The following is an 18,280-nucleotide window of genomic DNA, read 5'->3' as shown; positions in this document are numbered from 1 at the left end:
CCCGAGAACAAAAGCTATCGGGATTCTTGCCTACTAGTTAACCTAATCTTTTTTAGGAGGTTTGGGCTTTGCCTTTGGCGGATTATTATCTCTATTTTTTCCGGAAGGTTTTCCTGTTTTACTGGGCCAATTTGGTTGTTGCTTTTTAACTGTTATCTTAATTATTCATTTATAAATTGTTGCACTTTACCAAATAATAATTCTGCCATTTGATTATTAGTCTCTTCAAAATCTTTTTTGACAACTTTTTGTTCTTCCCAATGAATATTGTATTCATTTTTATATTGATTTACAATTTTTACAGTTCCCCCTCTTGTTCTGGTCGCACAAATTATAATATCACATTTTAATTCAACAAAAAAAGGTAATGACTCAAAGATTCTTGAATTAGGATCTCCCTGACTTTCAATACCTATTACTTTTCCATTGATCGTGATAACTACTCTTATGTCTCCGTCAAAAGATTTCATTTGTTTAACAGAGTCTAATAATATATCTTTTTCATAGTTATCTATCAATTTTTGATAAAGTAATTTAATTGTCATAGACTTCCCAACGTTTGAAGTCCCATACAACGCAACTATATGTTTCATTTTTTTCTATTTTACATATTGATAATGTACCCAACCTATATTTTCGGAATCATTGACCAAAACTTTTAGCCATTCTCCTTCTGCTTTAATGAATGTCAATTCGTCTCCTTGTGATAAAACCTCAACTATTTCATAATCTGTACCCGGTCCTTTTCTTAAATTCAGCGTAGTATTAGAAACATATAATAGTTTACCGGCATAATAATTCTGTATCACATTTACGGTTACCGTACTACGATAAGTGTTTCCTGAAGATTGGCTACTACTCTGTCGTGGTGTTGTATAAAAATTTTGAGTACTACTTCCCGAACAGACTCCGCAAGTTCCTCCGTTAGAACAATGGGCGCAGCGAGAACAATTTTTACAAACACTACAAGAAGAAGATCCTGTACATCGTCCTTCTATTACTGTTTTTGGAATACAGGAATATTTAGAAGTTACCAAATCTTTTTGGGGTTCTGCCCCATAGAAAAGGCTTAATAAAGAGGTTAATATGATTATTATTTTCATCTATTTTACTTTTTTAATTAAAAATCAGTTTTAAAACAATCAATAGTAATGTTGGTAGTATCAAAACCAATGCACAACCTTTATTTTTAGCCTCTGAAAAGTTTTTTCTATAGCTTACTCCTGAAATTCCAGTTCTTAGCGAGGCTCCTTTTCTACTAATTGACCCAAACTTCGTTCTGATGCTTGGAGATATTCCCGATTTGCTGATATTGATATGAAGTCCTTTTCCTATACTGATTCTTTTTTGAAAACGAAACCCCATTTAACTTGTATGACATTCATTTGAACATGTTTTGCAACCATTCGATTGAGCATAAGTTTTTTTGGATTCTTTGACAGCTTCTTTACAATTACTGAATTCTCCGAGATACTTTCTATTAGATTCACTTGGCAGATAAATACAATTCTGAGTATGAACCTCATGATCTCCATTTGATTGCTGATTCTTGTTTACATAATACTTCATAATTTTAATTATTTAAGGTTAAACACCTCAAACATAAAACCAATGTTATTCGTTTCCTTACGGTTTACCATAAAGGCTACTTTTTATTTTGAAAAAATAAATTAAAGATGGTTTTTGATTTTTGTAGCAAAAAATATTTTTTGAAAAAAGTGCTGCAAGTAGTGTAGCAAAATTTAATTTTAAAAAAAAATGCTACAAACATTGTAGCAAAAAAAATATTTTTAAAAAATTGATACGCTATACAGCTATCTTTTGAAATTTTAGATAACGCCCATATCTTTAGCTATAGCTATTAAATGCACATTATTATTGGCTCTGAAATAGGTTCGCAGTTTGTTAATGCGTTTCTCTATGGCACTTTTGCTATTTGGCATGATTCCTTGTTCTTTAAAAGTAACTTCTATTTCGTCCTGAGTGATTCCCAACGCTAAATGTTTGATGATCTGTAGATCGTAGCTGTCTATTTCACTCACGGTTTTATCTTGCAACGCATAAGCATGATCGGGAGATACATATAATTCTCCTGCTAATGTTTTCTTGAAAGCCTCTTTTAGTTCCGGAATGCTGTTCCTTCCTTTTACAACATAAGCATCAATATCAAAATATTGGAAAAGTGATTTTATAGTAAATGATTTTTCTTCCTGCGAATAGACAATCATTTTAATATTAGGTTGTACTTCCTTTACTTTTTCTATTAATTCCTCTCCTGATGTGAGCACCGATTCTCTAAAATCGGCCTTGAAATGTAAATCTGTCAATAACAAATCAAAAGGCTGTTCGTCTAACAATGCTTTTCGTATCTTTAAAAATGCTTCGTCACAATATTTGGCAAAATCAACATGAGTGATTCCCATTTCATTAAGCAGTTGTACAACCGCCACATTTGTACTGTCAATATCTTCTGCTAGTAATACTTTTGAAAACATAAAGGTTAATTTTTAGGGATTATAATTGAAACTTTTAAGCCTTTACCCGGCATAGTGTCAAAAGTAATTGTTCCGTTTAAAGCAAGAATACGGTTTTCCGCACTTTGAAGTCCTCCCGGTGATTTTTTCTTTTCAAAGCCTTTTCCGTTATCCGAATAGTTTATTTTCAGTTCTTTATCTAAAGTAAAATTCAGCACAACTAAAGAAGCCTGACTGTATTTTTTCATATTGACTAACAGCTCACGGATTACCCTATACAAAGCAATCTGTTTTTCGTCGGCAATCTGATTTAAGTTTGCTTCTTCTTTATTGATGATGATATTTACTTTGTCATCCTGAAAATCAGCAATCATTCCTAAAAAATCTTCTTCAAAGTCTTTTCCGGTTGCTATATCATTATTCTCTCTGGAAATATTGCGGGTTTTCTTGTAGATTTCATCCAAATTGTTGATTAAAGATTCTCTATTGGTTTCCAACTCCTGAGTTTGTACAAAAGATAAGGTTTGAAAAACATCATTGGCTAACTCATCGTGGAGTTTTTTAGAAATACGGGTTTCGGTTTCGTAAACTGTCTTTTGATTCTCTATTTGAAGCTTTATTTTATTTTTCCTTTTGATATGAAAAAAGATATACAGTGATGATAACAGTACAATAAAAACTAACAGTAAATAGATTATTTTTTGTGTTTTTTGAATTTCTGCATCTTTTGAGATTAAAGAATAATCGTATTTTATTTTGGCAAATTGGTTTTTATCCATTTGTCGAACCAGATCAATACTATCTTTTGTAGTCATAAATTTTTGAAAATATTCTTTAGATTGTGTTCCTGTAGTATTGGGAATTAAAATACCTAAAGCTTCTATTTGGTCATCCGGGCTTTTCACATTCGAAGCTGTCTTATATGCTTTCTCTGCGTAATCAACTGTAAGCTCCGGTAAAGAATCCTGATAAAATTGAGCTAAATGTATTAATGAAGCTATTTTTTCATGACTTTCTCCCAAACTATCTCTTATTTGTAATGACTCGATCAAATAATGATACCCCTTATTTTTATCTCCACTTTTAAAGTAAGCAAAGCCTAAATTATCGATCACTCTCGCATATTCTTCTGGTTCAGCAATCAATGAGCTATTAATTCTAATAGAATCTAATATTTGTCTTGCTGCATCATATTTTGCCTGCTTTAAATAATTATAAGCTATATTATTCTTAATAATACATCTGAACAACTCATTTGTAGTCATTTCGAAAGATTTATCATAATATTTTAAGGCCTCCTTAAAATTTTTCTGTTCAGAGTAATTCAATCCTAAAATATTATATATAAAAATCTGATAACTTTCTTGAGTCTTTTCTGTAACTAAGTTTAACGCTTCTGTTACAGTTTCCTCACTTCCTGAAAAATCACCAAATTTTCTTTGAATGTCTGAAATCATTAATAAAGGATAAATAGCTTTATCAGGTAAAGTTTCTTTATAATGAAATTGGACTTTATTGTAATAAAAAAAAGCAGAATCATACTTTGAATTATCAAAATATACTCCTGCTTTATCTAGCATTTTTTGGTACTCATCAGATGGTGTTGAACTTTTATTACAAGAATTAAATAACAATATTGTTATAATAAACAAAAACGAGGAATATACTTTTGATATCATTCCTCGAATTTATAAAATCTTTATTAATTTAAAAATTTCTTATAAAAAAATTATGGTTTTATAGGAATAACTCCTCCTTGTCCCCCAGTCGTATCTCCATCTTTCTGATTCAAATACACTTCATTTTGAGTTTCTGTTGCTACTGTTTCAGGGATAGTAAATGTTTCATCATTAGTACAAGACACTAATCCAATCCCAGCTATTATTAAAAGAATTACTTTTTTCATGATTTTAAAAATTTAAAAATTTGACATAGGCAGGGCTGTTCGGAATTATCCAAATGTTTTTCATACAGCCCGATTGCCGTTAATACTTTGTGGGAAGTGAAGTGATCTGAAACAGAAAAGTCATTGTATACTTCCCTGATAAAAATCCTGATCTGTTCAGTATCACTTTTTTAGAAGTAGTTTTGTACATTTGTTCTTATCGCGAGTAGAACAAGAACTAAATCTGAAGACAAAGTAACGTCTGATTTCCAACAGTTTTGATACGGAATTCCGATAGTTCTGATAGTTCTTTAAAAGTCTGATAGAATCCGATGAAATCTGAAAAATCCGATAGAATTCATGGAAAAAAATTACTTAGAAGAGTATAAAAATGAGATTTTAAAAAAGTATGAAACCGAAAAAAATGGTGTTCACAGCAACTTTCTTTTAAATCCTTCTCCGGCAAAACTTAGAGATTTATGTGTCATAATCCTTAGTGATTCCAAAAACCAAAATGACTCTATTAGTTTTCGGAATTTTTTAGGTTTTAATTTTAGCGAAGAGACCATTCATGAACTCAATGATCAAAAGATTGTCAACAAATTCAAACCTATCGGAAAGTTCTTTAAAAGAGAATCTGAACTCTCAAGTCATTTTGCTTTAGATATGGCTGCTCTATTGGTAAGTTATGAAAGCAGACCTTATCCTAAATTTACCCGTTTGGTTGGTGAAAATAAATTACCTAATCCTATTGCTGAGGATAGTAAAAAAGAAAAAGTTGATGAGACTACTGAAAATGTTTCTCAAGAAGATATAATAGATACAACTCCTTTAACCATTATTTCTCCACTACCCCCGAAAAGAGAAAAGCATACTTTACTTTGGATAACGGCTGGTCTTTTGATTATGGTTTTGTCCTCCATTATCTATTATTATAGCAATACACAAGATTGTATGATATGGAAAAATGATCATTACGAAGCCTTTGACTGTGATGATGTCGATAATAGCAATTATTGGTTAGTTAAACCCAAAGACGAAAAACTCATTCATGACTTTCAAAAGATTACAACTTGTGATACGACTCAATTTTTTGATGAAAATGGAAAGGAAAAAGTATGGTATGGAAAATCTTTAGACGGAAACAATATGGATTGTTTTAATGCTCCGGGACTTCATCCGGAAACGGGAGGAACATTAAAGAAAATAACGCCTTATATTATTGAGCGATATGGGTTGAATAAAAAACTACATTGATCTATATTTTTTATTCATAAACAAAAAACGGGAAATATTTTGTGTAAAATATTTCCCGTTTTTATTATGTTTTATTCATAAAATTGAGGATTTTATGGTTTTATTGGATTGTTTCCTGTTTGTCCACCTGTTGTATCTAATTCTGTTTTATTTAAATAAACCTCATTTTGTACTTCTGCTCCTGAAGGAGTTGTTACTGCATCATCATTCGCGCAAGACACTAATCCAATGCCTGCTATTACTAAAAGAATTACTTTTTTCATCATTTCATGTTTTACATTATTATTTATACCCCACAATTTGTTCTTCTATTGCGATTACTTCTTCCACATATTTTTTAAATTCCGGATAATCTGCTACCGGAATATCGTTCCAATCTAAAGTTACTTTTCGTTTTACAACTAACTGATTGGGTTTTACTAAATCGTATTGAATACTATAAGCATGTCCTTTAAAAGTCAATTCTTTGTTTTCAGGCAGTTCTATAAATTTACTTCCTTCCGGAATGTTCAACACAATTTCGGTATCGTATTCTTTTGCATTCTCATAACGAATGTAAGAAATCGGGTAATTACGTGTTTCTTTAGCAATAACATCTTTGGTATATACTTTATCAATAAATGGTATGCTTACAATTTTAAGGCTGCCCAATTGCTGTAACTTCTCATTTACAGTAAAAGCAGTTTCAAAATTAACTGACGGTGTATATTTATCGGTGGTCAACATTTTTGAATCTTTCATTACTACGATCTTGTTCAAACGGGAATTGTACATTTCTTCAAATTCCTTTTTGCGAATATCTTCAGACGTTGCATTTGAAAACAATTCATTATAATATGCTTTTCCGGCTCCAAATAATGTATGTTGATTAGAAAACTCTTTTTGATTTTCGCTTATCGTAATCACTGTTTTGGTTTCTGTTTTATTTACAATAGCATGATCAAAAGGAATATGGATCAATTGTGCCGCTTGGTTTTTTGTTTTATCAAAATTAATAACCAAAGCATTGGCATGATATAACGACATTGGCAACGCTTTAAAAGGTAAATAACGATCGGTCATTTCTAAAAAGGTTTCTTTTCCGTCAATCAAAACTCTGACAATACAATGGTTAAAATCTTTAGACGGCAGCGAAAGGGCTTTAAATCCGTTATCATTGGTTAAAACCAATACTAAATTAGCCTGTAATCCTGCTTCTTCTGCCAAAGTCACAAACAAGGTTGACAAATCTTTACAATCTCCCAGTTTGGTAGTTATGGTTTTAGAAGGTTTTTGCGGTACATAACCACTTTGTCTGAAATCTAAGAAACTATAGGTAATATTATCACAGATGTAACGGTAAATTTTCTCTGCTTTTTCCGTTTCAGAAAGTCCATTGCTTCCGTTAGGAAAAATTTCTTTAAACGTATTTTGAGTTATACGGTCATATTTGATATTTTTCTTTACCAAGTCAGCATACCAATCGGCAATAACGCTCCATGATTTGATCGTTCCTACATTTACAGCTTCGGTTAAATCTTCATATTCCGGTGCATAACTTTCATAAATAGGAATGCTGGATACATTTTCCTGCTTCCATTGTTTCAACACCTTTTTATTGAGCTTTTTCTCTGTAAGTTTTACATTTCCATTCTTTGAAGTAATCTTTAGATCTAAACTAGGATCGTGTATGATAGTGAACAACGATTCTACTACAGGATAACTTCCGTTAAACGTAAATCCTGATGTAAAGTCTTTGTAAAATCTTCCGTAAGAATTAGAATAATAATCGTATTCGATATATACTACATCTCCTACTTCTAAATTAGGAAATACTAACATAGAACCACTGTCTTCTGCCGGAACTAATGAACCATTTTTCTTTACGATTTCCGATTTGGTCAAATTGATTCCATACGTATTCAAAGAATATTCTTTTAACGTTTCTATTCCGTTTTCGGCTGTTACTTCATAAATAAAACGAACTTTTGATTTACGCCCGCCTTCAGGAAGTACATTTACAATATACTCATCTAAAAGTAAGGAAACTCCATAATCTCCTTTTAAAGTTGTATTCCGACGTTTTTTAATCAGATCGTAAATATTTTTGGTTTCAACTTCTTCAATTTCGTCAGGCGTATTGGTTAAATCGTATAATTTTTTTCGCAATTGGCTATTAGACGAATCGTGAGAAAGTGCTTTTAGATAAAAAGCTTCTGCTTGTTTATTATTTTTCATTAAACGATACACATCTGCTTTTTGTTCCATATTTTCAAAGGAATACGGAAATTGAGCTAGATTTTCATCAATATATTGTAGAGCCTCCTCATATTTATTTTCATTAATTAAAATACCGATATAACTGTCTCTCAAGTTATTCATATAAGGATAGGTTTCCAATCGATTCAAAATGATCTTCTTAACTTCTTCTTTTTGATTGGAATCGTTATAAAAATCAACTAATTTTCCTAAAGCATCATAATCGTCATATTTCTTAATAATCTCTTCTATAATAGCCAAATAAGCTGTTTTGTCGTCTTTTACACTGTTGTAAAGATTAGCTTTAGAGATTACATAAAACTCTTTATTGTGTGTTTCTTCAATCAATTGGTCAATAATGGTAAACAGATTGTCTACATTAGATTGTCTGGAAGCAATCATAAACTGGAACAATAGCGAATATGTTTTACTAAGATATTTTTTTGTTTTATCCGCATAATTCTCTAATTCTTTTAGTTGCGCTTCTTTTAGCCAAGTTCTGTCTTGCATTTTCAATAAAACCGCATAGAAATAATCCGGATCATTATTCTCTATATTCTTGTTTATTTCCTGAATTTTATCATTGTTATTATCCATGCTATAATAACTGGTCATATAACGACCTATTAAAGAACTTTTAGGATATTGACTATCTAATCCTTCAATAGCTTTATGCGCCAGCTCTTTTTTACGGTTGGCTTCGTATGCTTTAAACAGGAATAACTTATGTAAGACGTTCTTAGGATTTTTAGCTACTAAATCTTCAAAATACTGTTCAAAATCTAAAGGAACTTTTGTAGCTGTTACTCCACTTCCGCTTTTATATTCTTTATATCCGGAACTTATTTTTAACTCCGTTGGGAACGATAGATCTTTGTTCATTAGGCGTACAGCAAAATAATCACTGTTAGAGCTTTCTACCTTAGCTGTCAAACGGTGCGTACCTTGTGGCAAAGTAACCGAATAACTGTAAGCGTTTAAATTAGTGGTATTTGCTTCATATTCGGAGGCCACTTCTACATCATCAATAAAGATTTTAATCCCCGAAGAAGTTCCGAACTGCAATAAATATTCTTTTTCAGCCGGAACCTCTATAAATGTTTGAGCATAAATAATCCCTCTTCCATATTCGCCTTCGTTAAAGAAAAAATTATAACCATCATATTCGGCACTTTTTGGAACATACCATCCTACTTTTCCATTGCTGTTTGCTTCAAACAATTTATCATTTTTAGCATAGGTTTCAGGTTCATATTCCGTATCTAATCCGCTACTGTTTAAATTTTCAAAAACACCACAATATTGCCAATCTTTAATAGTATGCAATTTTTCTGCCCATTTTGCGCCTTCTGCATATTGTTTTCGCTTCACGTCAGAAACAGATTTTCGATATTTTACGACATCTCTGTCTTTAAAAACACTGGATTGAGCCAAAAAGTCAATTTTAACAAAAGACAAATCATCAAATTTATCTTCATTGACGTTCGTCATTACATAATTACTATTGATAAAAGGATCAATGTAATAAACGGCATTAGGTAATTTTTCTATCTTTTGTAGTAACGTTGCATCATAATTCAAACGTCCGTTTTGTTCGTCTATCATTGCATCTAAAAAAAGTAGATCAATAGACTGGTCTTTATTTTTTCCAAATCGCTTGTCAAATAGCTTTCTGGCTTCTTCTCTTTTGTTGTTCAAAAGTAAATTCATTACTTCCGAATAATCTTGTTGGGCATAAGAAGATAAGATACCCAAAAGCATAGAGCAGACAAATAGAATTTTTTTCATACGAAAAATTAAATTAGATGTAATTTTTTATCAAACCTTAAATGTAAACGTTTTTATCTTAATTTTTATTTTCTAAAAGCGGTACAAAACGAAATTCTCCGAATTCGTGTTTTTCAAACTGTGTCTCGTTTTTTCGGATAAGCATTGTCATGATTTGGTGTTCTTCTCCTAACGGAATAACCAACCTGCCTCCTACTTTTAGCTGTGCCATTAAAGGCTGCGGAATAAAAGGAGCTCCGGCCGTTACGATAATACTATCAAATGGTGCTTCGTTTTCTAAACCTTTATAACCGTCTCCAAAAATCAGGCGTTTAGGACGGATGCCTATCTTTGGTAACAATAACGATGTTTTTTTAAACAATTCATTTTGACGCTCAATAGAATACACGTGTGCTCCCATCAAACATAAAACAGCACATTGGTAACCACTTCCTGTGCCAATTTCTAAAATTTTATCCCCTTTCTTTACTTGCAACAGCTGACTTTGAAAAGCAACAGTATAAGGCTGTGAAATGGTTTGCCCGGCAGCAATAGGAAATGCCTTATCCTGATACGCAAAATCTTCAAAACTGGAATCTAAAAACAAATGACGAGGTATACATCTAATGGCTTCCAGTGCATTTTTATCGGTAATTCCTTTTTCTTCTAATAGCGTAACAAGCTTATTTCTAAGCCCCTTGTGTTTATTGGTATCGTTCAACATAAAGCTAATTTCTTTAGGGTAAAAATAATGTTAAAAAACACAAAAACCAAGAAAAACAAAAAGCAAAAAACCTAATAATATTGCCTTGAAACTTGAAACAAAAACCTTATTTTTGTTCAAAATACTTTCATTATGTTAAAAGTTGGTGTGCTAGGTGCCGGACACTTAGGCAAGATACATTTACGTTTATTAAATCAATCTGAAAAATACGATTTAGTTGGATTCTACGATCCTTTTGAAGAAAATGCTAATAAAGTAGCCAAAGAGTTTGGTTACACCAAATTCAATTCCATAGAAGAACTCATTGCTGCTGTTGATGTTATTGACATTGTTACCCCAACATTATCACACTATGATTGTGCGGTTCAAGTCATAAAAGCAGGTAAACATGTTTTCTTGGAAAAACCAATTTCTAATACAGTTGAAGAAGCTGAAAATATTATTAAACTAGCCAAAGAATACAACGTTAAAGGACAAGTGGGGCATGTAGAACGTTTTAATCCGGCTTTTAAAGCGGTAAAAGACCAAATCCATAATCCGATGTTCATTGAAACGCATCGTTTGGCTGAATTTAATCCGCGTGGAACTGATGTTCCTGTGGTTTTAGATTTAATGATTCACGATATTGATGCTATTTTAAGCGTGGTGAAATCAAAAGTAAAAGCCGTTCATGCCAGTGGTGTGGCTGTAATTTCTGATTCTCCGGATATTGCCAATGCTCGTGTAGAATTTGAAAATGGCTGTGTGGCCAATATTACTTCGAGTCGTATTTCGATGAAAAACATGCGTAAATCGCGTTTCTTCCAAAAAGACGCTTACATTTCGGTTGATTATTTAGAGAAAATATGCGAAGTCGTAAAAATGAAAGACGCTCCTGAAATTCCGGGCGATTTTGATATGATTTTGCAAAATGCAGAAGGCATAAAAAAACAGATTTATTTCGACAATCCGGAAGTTCACGCCAATAATGCGATTTTGGACGAATTGGAAACTTTTGCCGATGCAATTAACAACAACTCTACTCCTATTGTGACTTTGGAGGACGGAACGGAAGCATTGCGCGTCGCATATATGATTATTGAATCAATGGAAAAGAATAAATAATTAAAAAACTAAAACAAACTAATATAAAACATGAACACTATAGCTGTAATTGGTGCAGGAACAATGGGCAACGGAATTGCTCATACTTTTGCGCAAACGGGGTTTACCGTTAAATTAATTGACATTTCTGAAAAATCTATCGAAAAAGGAATGAATACTATTGCTGCAAACTTAGACCGTATGGTAGCAAAAGGAACCATTACCGAAGATGACAAACACAAAACTTTAGCGAATATCATCACCTATACTGACATTAAAGATGGTGTGGTAGGTTGCGATTTAGTAGTGGAAGCAGCTACCGAAAATGTAACGTTAAAACTAAATATTTTCAAACAATTAAGTGAAGTTTGTGATCACAATGTTATTTTAGCAACTAATACTTCTTCTATTTCTATTACTCAAATTGCGGCTTCTGTGGTTCACCCGGAACGCGTAATCGGAATGCACTTTATGAATCCGGTACCCATTATGAAATTGGTCGAAATCATTCGCGGATACAACACTTCTGACGAAGTAACCAAAATTATCATGGATTTATCGGTTAAATTAGGTAAAACTCCAACAGAAGTAAACGATTATCCGGGATTTGTGGCCAATAGAATTTTGATGCCAATGATCAACGAATCGATTGAAACGTTATACAATGGTGTGGCTGGTGTGCAGGAAATTGATACGGTAATGAAACTAGGAATGGCACACCCAATGGGACCGCTTCAATTAGCAGATTTCATCGGATTAGACGTTTGTTTATCAATCTTAAACGTAATGTACGACGGATTCAAAAACCCAAAATACGCTCCAAACCCATTATTGGTTAACATGGTTATGGCCGGAAAATTAGGCGTAAAATCAGGAGAAGGTTTCTACGATTACAGCGAAAGCAAAAAAGCGGAAAAAGTAGCAAAACAATTTTCTAAATAATTAACAATGAATAATTGATAATTGATAATTCATTGTGATTGTCAATTATCAATTGTCAACTATCAATTGAAGAATGGCTAAAATCATTCCTTTCAAAGCGGTTCGTCCGGCGCCGGAAAAAGCAGCTTGGGTAACTTGTCGTTCCTATGACGAATATTCGCCTGCAGAACTAGCAGCTTGGCTCGAATTTAATCCGTATTCGTTTTTACATATTATCAGTCCGGCGTATCAAAACACACAAACTATTGCTTTAGAAAAACGCTTTCAATCCGTTAAAAAGCAATACGAGAATTTTAAAGCCGAAGAAATTTTGGTCACCGATGAAAGTCCGGCTTTTTATGTGTACCAAATCAAAAATAAAACCCAACTTTTCACCGGAATTATCGCAGGAACTTCCATTGAAGATTATCAGGAAAACAAAATCAAAAAGCACGAAGATACTTTGGCTTTTCGCGTAGATTTGTTCAAAGATTATTTGCATCAAACGCATTTTAACACTGAGCCGGTTTTAATCACCTATCCCGATAATCCTGCCATTCACACGTGGATTAATCTCAAAAAGAAAAGTCAGCCTTTTTACGAATTTGCAACGCCTAATCACGAAGTGCATTCGCTTTGGAAAATTGACACGCAAAACGAAATCGATTGGCTTCAAGACTATTTTGACGAAATCCCAAATCTGTATATCGCCGACGGACACCATCGTTCGGCTTCGGCAAGTGCGTTGTACGATCAAGACAAACATTTGAACAATCCCAACTTGAACTACTTTATGAGTTTTTTAATTGCCGAAAGTAATGTCAAAATTTACGAGTTCAACAGACTGATTAAAGATTTAAACGGACTTTCAAAAGACACTTTTTTAGCCGAATTGCAAAAGCACTTCACGGTTATTCCGAAAGAACAAGAATTGTGGAAACCTACTCAAAAAGGGGAATTTGGAATGTATTTGAATGGCGAATTTTACGCTTTGGTTTACCGATCGAATACCAAAGAAAAAGAATCTATTCTTGCTAATTTAGATGCTCAAATTCTATACAACTTCGTTTTACAACCTATTTTGGGTATTGAGGATTTACGCAATGACGAACGAATTTCGTATCTTTCCGGAAAACAATCTATAGCTTCCATCATGGAAAAAGTAGATTCGGGTAATTTTAAAGTCGGTTTTATGCTTTACCCTTCAGATATTAACGAAATCAAAGCTATTGCTGACGCCAATTTAATTATGCCGCCCAAAAGCACCTATATTGAACCTAAGTTTAGGAGCGGTTTAGTGGTGTATGAACTTTAGATTTGTTTAACTTTGTCCTATAGACGAAGGAGAGAACACATAACAAATAAAGGTTTAGTTTACCGTGTTTAAGAAATTTTTCAGTTTTAATAAAAACATTGAAACTATTTGATTAATCTCTGCACCTAAAATGATTTAGATATATCTAATGAGATTTCTCCTTCGTCGAAATGACAATAAAAAAACAGTAAAAAAATCATGTCAATAGCAATAAATCTAGCAGAAATAAAATCCTCATTACCTCAACACGTAACCTTAGTTGCGGTTTCAAAAACCAAACCAGTTTCTGATCTATTAGAAGCGTATGAGGTGGGGCAACGTATTTTTGGTGAAAACTATGTGCAAGAATTAGTAGAAAAACAAGACTTGCTTCCCAAAGATATTCAGTGGCATTTCATTGGGCATTTGCAATCTAGAAAAGTGAAACTTATTGCGCCATTTGTGAGTTTGATTCACGGGGTTGACAGCTTAAAACTTCTACAAGAAATCAATAAACAAGCCGAAAAGAACAATAGAGTTATCGACTGTTTGCTTCAAATTCATATTGCCGAAGAAGAAAGTAAATTTGGTTTAGATGAAAAGGAATTAGAAGATATTCAGAAACAACTTCTCGACTCCGCTCGAAGTAGCGATAATGCATTTAAAAATATTCGAGTTGTAGGTTTAATGGGAATGGCTACTTTTACGGAAGACCAAAACCAAATCAAAAAAGAATTCACCTATTTAAAATCACTTTTCGATAAATATTCCAAAGAAAAAACGGAAAACTATCAACTAAAAACTCTTTCTATGGGCATGAGCGGCGATTACACATTAGCTATTTCGTGCGGCAGTACAATGGTTAGAATTGGAAGTAGTATATTTGGAACGAGACAATATCAATAACAATTGCAAAAATCAATTGGAATTAAAAACAATTCAGAATTAAAATGGAAGAAAACAATCCTTTTTACGAAAAAATATTCAATTTTGAAGATCGATTGGTTCGTTTTGCAGGAGAATGTATTTTCTTTACAAGAAATTTGGATAAAAGTTATGAAAACGAATATTACAAAAATCAATTAATTCGTTCATCAGGAAGCGCTTCTTTAAATTTTGGCGAGGCACAAGGAACAAATTCAGATAAAGATTTTATTTTTAAAGTAAGTTTATCAGTCAAAGAATTAAAAGAATCCAGAAATTCATTGAAAATTTTAAATTACATCAAAGAAGGAGAGGAAACTTCAAGAAATTTACTTTTAAAAGAAGTTGAAGAATTGATTGCAATTGCTTCAAAAATGATCATTAACAAAAAATAATTTTTCAATAGCAATTACAGTATCAATTGCAAAATCCAATTCTTAACTATTGTTTTTTGACATTGACATTGTTTTTTGACATTGACATTGACATTGAAAAATGTACACAATACTAGACATAGAAACCACTGGTGGTCAATATAACGAGGAAGGAATTACCGAAATCGCGATTTACAAATTCGACGGACATGAAATTGTAGATCAGTTTATTAGTTTAGTAAACCCGGAAATTCCCATTCAGCCATTTGTGGTAAAACTTACCGGAATCAATAACGCTATGCTTCGAAGTGCTCCAAAATTCTTCGAAGTCGCTAAACGCATTATTGAAATTACCGAAGGCACCATCATTGTTGCGCACAACGCTTCTTTTGATTATCGCGTCATCCGAATGGAATTCAACCGTTTGGGCTACGATTTTAAAAGACCAACATTGGATACCGTGGAATTATCTAAAAAACTAATTCCCGAACAAAAATCATACAGCTTAGGAAAACTGGTTCGCGGCTTGGGAATTCCTATTGCCGACCGACACCGAGCAAGTGGCGATGCCATGGCTACCGTTAAGCTTTTTAAATTGCTTTTGTCCAAAGACAAGGAAAAAGAAATCGTCAAGAGTTTCGTGAAAACGGAAGTCAAAACCGGCATGTCGCCCAAATTATTGGATATTGTAGAAAGTTTGCCTTCTAAAACCGGAATTTACTACATTCACAATGAAAAAGGCGATGTAATTTACATTGGTAAAAGCAAAAACATCAAAAAAAGAGTCAATCAGCATTTTACCGGAACGTCAAACAAAAGCAAAAAAATACAACGCGATGTGTATGCCGTAACTTTTGAAGAAACCGGAAGCGAACTCATTGCTTTGCTCAAAGAAAGCGAAGAAATCAAAATCAATAAACCGATTTACAACCGAGCGCAACGCCGCACCATCTTTCAATGGGCTTTATATCCCGAAAAAAACGAGAAAGGCTACATAGCGTTAAAAGTTCAAAAAGCCGATGGTCGTAAAAAGGAAATTACGTCTTTTGGCACCCAACAAGAAGGAAAAGCTTTTTTGTTCAAAATCACAGAAAAATATCATTTGTGCCAAAAAATAAACGGTTTGTACGATACCAAAAAAAGTTGTTTTCAATACGACATCAAACAATGCTACGGTGCTTGTATTGATAAGGAAAAAACGGAAGAATACAACCAAAGAGTACAAACTTTTATCACGGAAAATTCGTTCCAAAACAACAACATGGTTATTGTTGACAAAGGAAGAAGTATTGAAGAAAAAAGTGCGGTTTTAATTGAAAATGGCGTATACAAAGGCTATTGCTTTTTCGATTTAAACTACCAAATCAACAATGTCGAGATTTTGAAAAATTTGGTTATTCCAATGCAACACAATAGAGATATCAAAACCATTATTCAAAATTTCATTCGAAAACACAAAGTCAAAATCATTCGCTTTTAGTATGATGCCACAACCTAACGCCAAATGGGCAACCATTCAAAAGAAACTCTACACGGTTATCTACGGAACAGATACTCGTGCCGGACGTTTGTTCGATTTGGTTTTACTAGGTTTTATTCTTCTAAGTGTGGTTATCGTCATGTTAGAATCCGTTAAGGAAATCAACACCAAATACCACACCATTTTATACGCTATCGAATGGATTATTACCGTTTTGTTTTCTATCGAATACCTTTTGCGCATTTTGTCCAATAAAAAACCGTACAGCTATATTTTTAGTTTTTACGGATTGATTGATTTGGTATCCATCTTACCTATTTACCTATCATTCTTTATTCCGCAAACCCGTGTTTTATCGGTTATCCGAGCTTTGCGTTTGTTGCGTTTGTTCCGAATTTTAAACCTGGCTCATTTTACCGGTCAAGCCTCCAATCTTCGTTTAGCGCTAAAAGCCAGCCAATCTAAAATTATTGTTTTTATTTATTTCATCATGATTATTTCCATTCTTTTGGGAACGTTAATGTACATGATTGAAGGCCCAACCAGCGGATTCACCAGCATCCCCCGAAGTATTTATTGGTGTATCGTAACCTTAACCACCGTGGGCTACGGCGACATTGCTCCGGCAACCACAACTGGCCAATTTATAGCAACAATGGTTATGATATTGGGATACGGAATCATTGCGGTTCCTACCGGGATTGTTTCTGCAGAATTTAGCAATCAATCTAAAAAAATGACAACTGCTAAAAAATGTGCACATTGCGAAACTTCAAATCATACAGAAAACGCAAAATTTTGTCATCATTGCGGGAATACTTTATCTTAGCAGTTTTAAATTAAGGAGCTATTTCCTGCTGTACGCTGTATTCCCCGTCAAGTTGTACCACTTGCCGTGGCGATGCCGCTCCCATCAGGGCTAGGCTACAAGCTATACTATGAACTATTTAATTGCCATTATAGGACCAACAGCCATAGGCAAAACCGCTTTAAGTATAAAGTTGGCCCAACATTTCAATTGCGACATCATTTCTTGCGATAGCCGACAGTTTTTCAAAGAAATGACTATTGGAACTGCTGTTCCTACCGCCGAAGAATTAGCTGCCGCACCGCACCATTTTATCCAAAACAAATCGGTTTTTGACACCTATAATGTAGGTGATTTTGAACAAGAAGCCTTGGTAACTTTAGACCAATTGTTTCAGCAAAACAACGTTCAAATTATGGTGGGCGGTTCGGGTTTGTATGTTGATGCTGTTTTAAAAGGTTTTGACGAATTTCCCGATATTGAACCCACAATTCGCGAACAAATCAGCACGAAATACGATCAGTTGGGTATCGAATTTTTACAAGAAAGACTTCAAACCTTAGATCCCGAATATTATCAAAAATTGGCTACCGAAAATCCACAAACTTTAGTCAATCCGCAACGCATGAAACGCTTTGTAGAAGTGTGTTTGGGTTCCGGAAAACCGTATTCTAGTTTTTTAGGCAAACGTTCGGTTCAGCGAAATTTCACACCTATTATTATTGGTTTACAAGCTGACCGAGAAAAAATGTACGAACGCATTAATTTACGTGTCGATAATATGATGCAAGGAGGTTTATTGGATGAAGTACAAAAATTATATCCGAATAAACAATTGAACGCCTTACAAACCGTTGGTTACCGAGAATTGTTTGATTATTTGGATCATAAAATAACTTTGGCAGAAGCCATTGAACAAATCAAAATGAACACCAGACGTTTTGCAAAACGCCAGATTACTTGGTTTAAACGTACTGAAAACGTACATTGGTTTGACTATTTAACACCTAGTAAAAATATTATAGAAAACATAGAACTAATTATAAAATAA

General features: G+C 33.3%; 19 protein-coding genes. 9 read left to right on the top strand and 10 right to left on the bottom strand.

Translation table 11 applies throughout. The features are described 5' to 3' along the window. Positions 1-161 precede the first annotated feature (161 nt). The 7 genes from ACUSJC_RS07795 to ACUSJC_RS07765 form a co-directional block, all read right to left on the bottom strand. A complete protein-coding gene (locus ACUSJC_RS07795) occupies positions 162-593 on the bottom strand; it encodes a hypothetical protein (protein WP_449269001.1) in 432 nt (143 codons plus the stop codon). Between the two features lie 6 nt (positions 594-599). Beyond that, on the bottom strand, positions 600-1,103 hold the full coding sequence (locus ACUSJC_RS07790) for an SH3 domain-containing protein (protein WP_449269000.1): 504 nt from the start codon (positions 1,101-1,103) through the stop codon (positions 600-602). Between the two features lie 13 nt (positions 1,104-1,116). Continuing rightward, on the bottom strand, positions 1,117-1,365 hold the full coding sequence (locus tag ACUSJC_RS07785) for a DUF4236 domain-containing protein (RefSeq protein ID WP_449268999.1): 249 nt from the start codon (positions 1,363-1,365) through the stop codon (positions 1,117-1,119). Then, positions 1,366-1,569: a hypothetical protein gene (locus ACUSJC_RS07780; RefSeq protein ID WP_449268998.1), complete on the bottom strand. Its 204-nt coding sequence runs from the start codon at positions 1,567-1,569 to the stop codon at positions 1,366-1,368. It abuts the gene before it with no gap. 260 nt (positions 1,570-1,829) lie between these two features. Then, positions 1,830-2,495, bottom strand: a complete 666-nt coding sequence (locus tag ACUSJC_RS07775; protein WP_449268997.1) for a DUF5932 domain-containing protein — start codon at positions 2,493-2,495, stop codon at positions 1,830-1,832. 5 nt (positions 2,496-2,500) lie between these two features. Continuing rightward, positions 2,501-4,054, bottom strand: coding sequence for a tetratricopeptide repeat-containing sensor histidine kinase (locus tag ACUSJC_RS07770; RefSeq protein ID WP_449268996.1), 1,554 nt, complete (start codon positions 4,052-4,054; stop codon positions 2,501-2,503). A gap of 149 nt (positions 4,055-4,203) precedes the next feature. After that, positions 4,204-4,380, bottom strand: a complete 177-nt coding sequence (locus ACUSJC_RS07765) for a hypothetical protein (protein ID WP_449268995.1) — start codon at positions 4,378-4,380, stop codon at positions 4,204-4,206. A gap of 339 nt (positions 4,381-4,719) precedes the next feature. Here ACUSJC_RS07765 and ACUSJC_RS07760 point away from each other — a divergent pair, with 339 nt between their 5' ends. Continuing rightward, positions 4,720-5,616, top strand: coding sequence for a hypothetical protein (locus ACUSJC_RS07760; RefSeq protein ID WP_449268994.1), 897 nt, complete (start codon positions 4,720-4,722; stop codon positions 5,614-5,616). A 92-nt stretch (positions 5,617-5,708) separates the two neighbouring features. Here the strand turns inward: ACUSJC_RS07760 and ACUSJC_RS07755 are convergent, their stop codons facing one another. The 3 genes from ACUSJC_RS07755 to ACUSJC_RS07745 are packed head-to-tail and all read right to left on the bottom strand — an operon-like array spanning position 5,709 to position 10,342. Further along, positions 5,709-5,879: a hypothetical protein gene (locus ACUSJC_RS07755; protein ID WP_449268993.1), complete on the bottom strand. Its 171-nt coding sequence runs from the start codon at positions 5,877-5,879 to the stop codon at positions 5,709-5,711. A gap of 19 nt (positions 5,880-5,898) precedes the next feature. After that, complete coding sequence (locus ACUSJC_RS07750) at positions 5,899-9,642, bottom strand: transglutaminase domain-containing protein (RefSeq protein WP_449268992.1); 3,744 nt, start codon at positions 9,640-9,642, stop codon at positions 5,899-5,901. Positions 9,643-9,700: 58 nt separating this feature from the next. Then, entirely contained in the window at positions 9,701-10,342 is a 642-nt protein-coding gene (locus tag ACUSJC_RS07745) for a protein-L-isoaspartate(D-aspartate) O-methyltransferase (RefSeq protein ID WP_449269066.1), read from the bottom strand. Positions 10,343-10,477: 135 nt separating this feature from the next. On the opposite strand from ACUSJC_RS07745, the gene ACUSJC_RS07740 reads away from it, so the two are divergent. From ACUSJC_RS07740 to miaA, 8 genes are all read left to right on the top strand, one after another. Beyond that, a complete protein-coding gene (locus tag ACUSJC_RS07740; RefSeq protein ID WP_449268991.1) occupies positions 10,478-11,449 on the top strand; it encodes a Gfo/Idh/MocA family protein in 972 nt (323 codons plus the stop codon). A 30-nt stretch (positions 11,450-11,479) separates the two neighbouring features. Beyond that, on the top strand, positions 11,480-12,370 hold the full coding sequence (locus ACUSJC_RS07735) for a 3-hydroxyacyl-CoA dehydrogenase family protein (protein ID WP_449268990.1): 891 nt from the start codon (positions 11,480-11,482) through the stop codon (positions 12,368-12,370). Positions 12,371-12,443: 73 nt separating this feature from the next. Further along, the gene (locus tag ACUSJC_RS07730) at positions 12,444-13,664 is read left to right on the top strand and encodes a DUF1015 domain-containing protein (RefSeq protein WP_449268989.1); all 1,221 of its coding nucleotides are present in this window, start codon (positions 12,444-12,446) and stop codon (positions 13,662-13,664) included. A gap of 198 nt (positions 13,665-13,862) precedes the next feature. After that, positions 13,863-14,549, top strand: a complete 687-nt coding sequence (locus tag ACUSJC_RS07725; RefSeq protein WP_449268988.1) for a YggS family pyridoxal phosphate-dependent enzyme — start codon at positions 13,863-13,865, stop codon at positions 14,547-14,549. 44 nt (positions 14,550-14,593) lie between these two features. Continuing rightward, positions 14,594-14,962 carry a four helix bundle protein gene (locus ACUSJC_RS07720; RefSeq protein WP_449268987.1) on the top strand — a complete coding sequence of 123 codons (369 nt, stop codon included), beginning with the start codon at positions 14,594-14,596 and terminating at the stop codon, positions 14,960-14,962. 100 nt (positions 14,963-15,062) lie between these two features. After that, the gene (locus ACUSJC_RS07715; RefSeq protein WP_449268986.1) at positions 15,063-16,421 is read left to right on the top strand and encodes an exonuclease domain-containing protein; all 1,359 of its coding nucleotides are present in this window, start codon (positions 15,063-15,065) and stop codon (positions 16,419-16,421) included. A gap of 4 nt (positions 16,422-16,425) precedes the next feature. Beyond that, positions 16,426-17,250, top strand: coding sequence for an ion transporter (locus ACUSJC_RS07710; protein ID WP_449269065.1), 825 nt, complete (start codon positions 16,426-16,428; stop codon positions 17,248-17,250). Between the two features lie 109 nt (positions 17,251-17,359). After that, on the top strand, positions 17,360-18,280 hold the full coding sequence (miaA, locus tag ACUSJC_RS07705; protein WP_449268985.1) for a tRNA (adenosine(37)-N6)-dimethylallyltransferase MiaA: 921 nt from the start codon (positions 17,360-17,362) through the stop codon (positions 18,278-18,280).

It is taken from the genome of Flavobacterium sp. U410, assembly GCF_053570605.1.
This window is presented reverse-complemented; position numbering and strand designations above follow the sequence as displayed.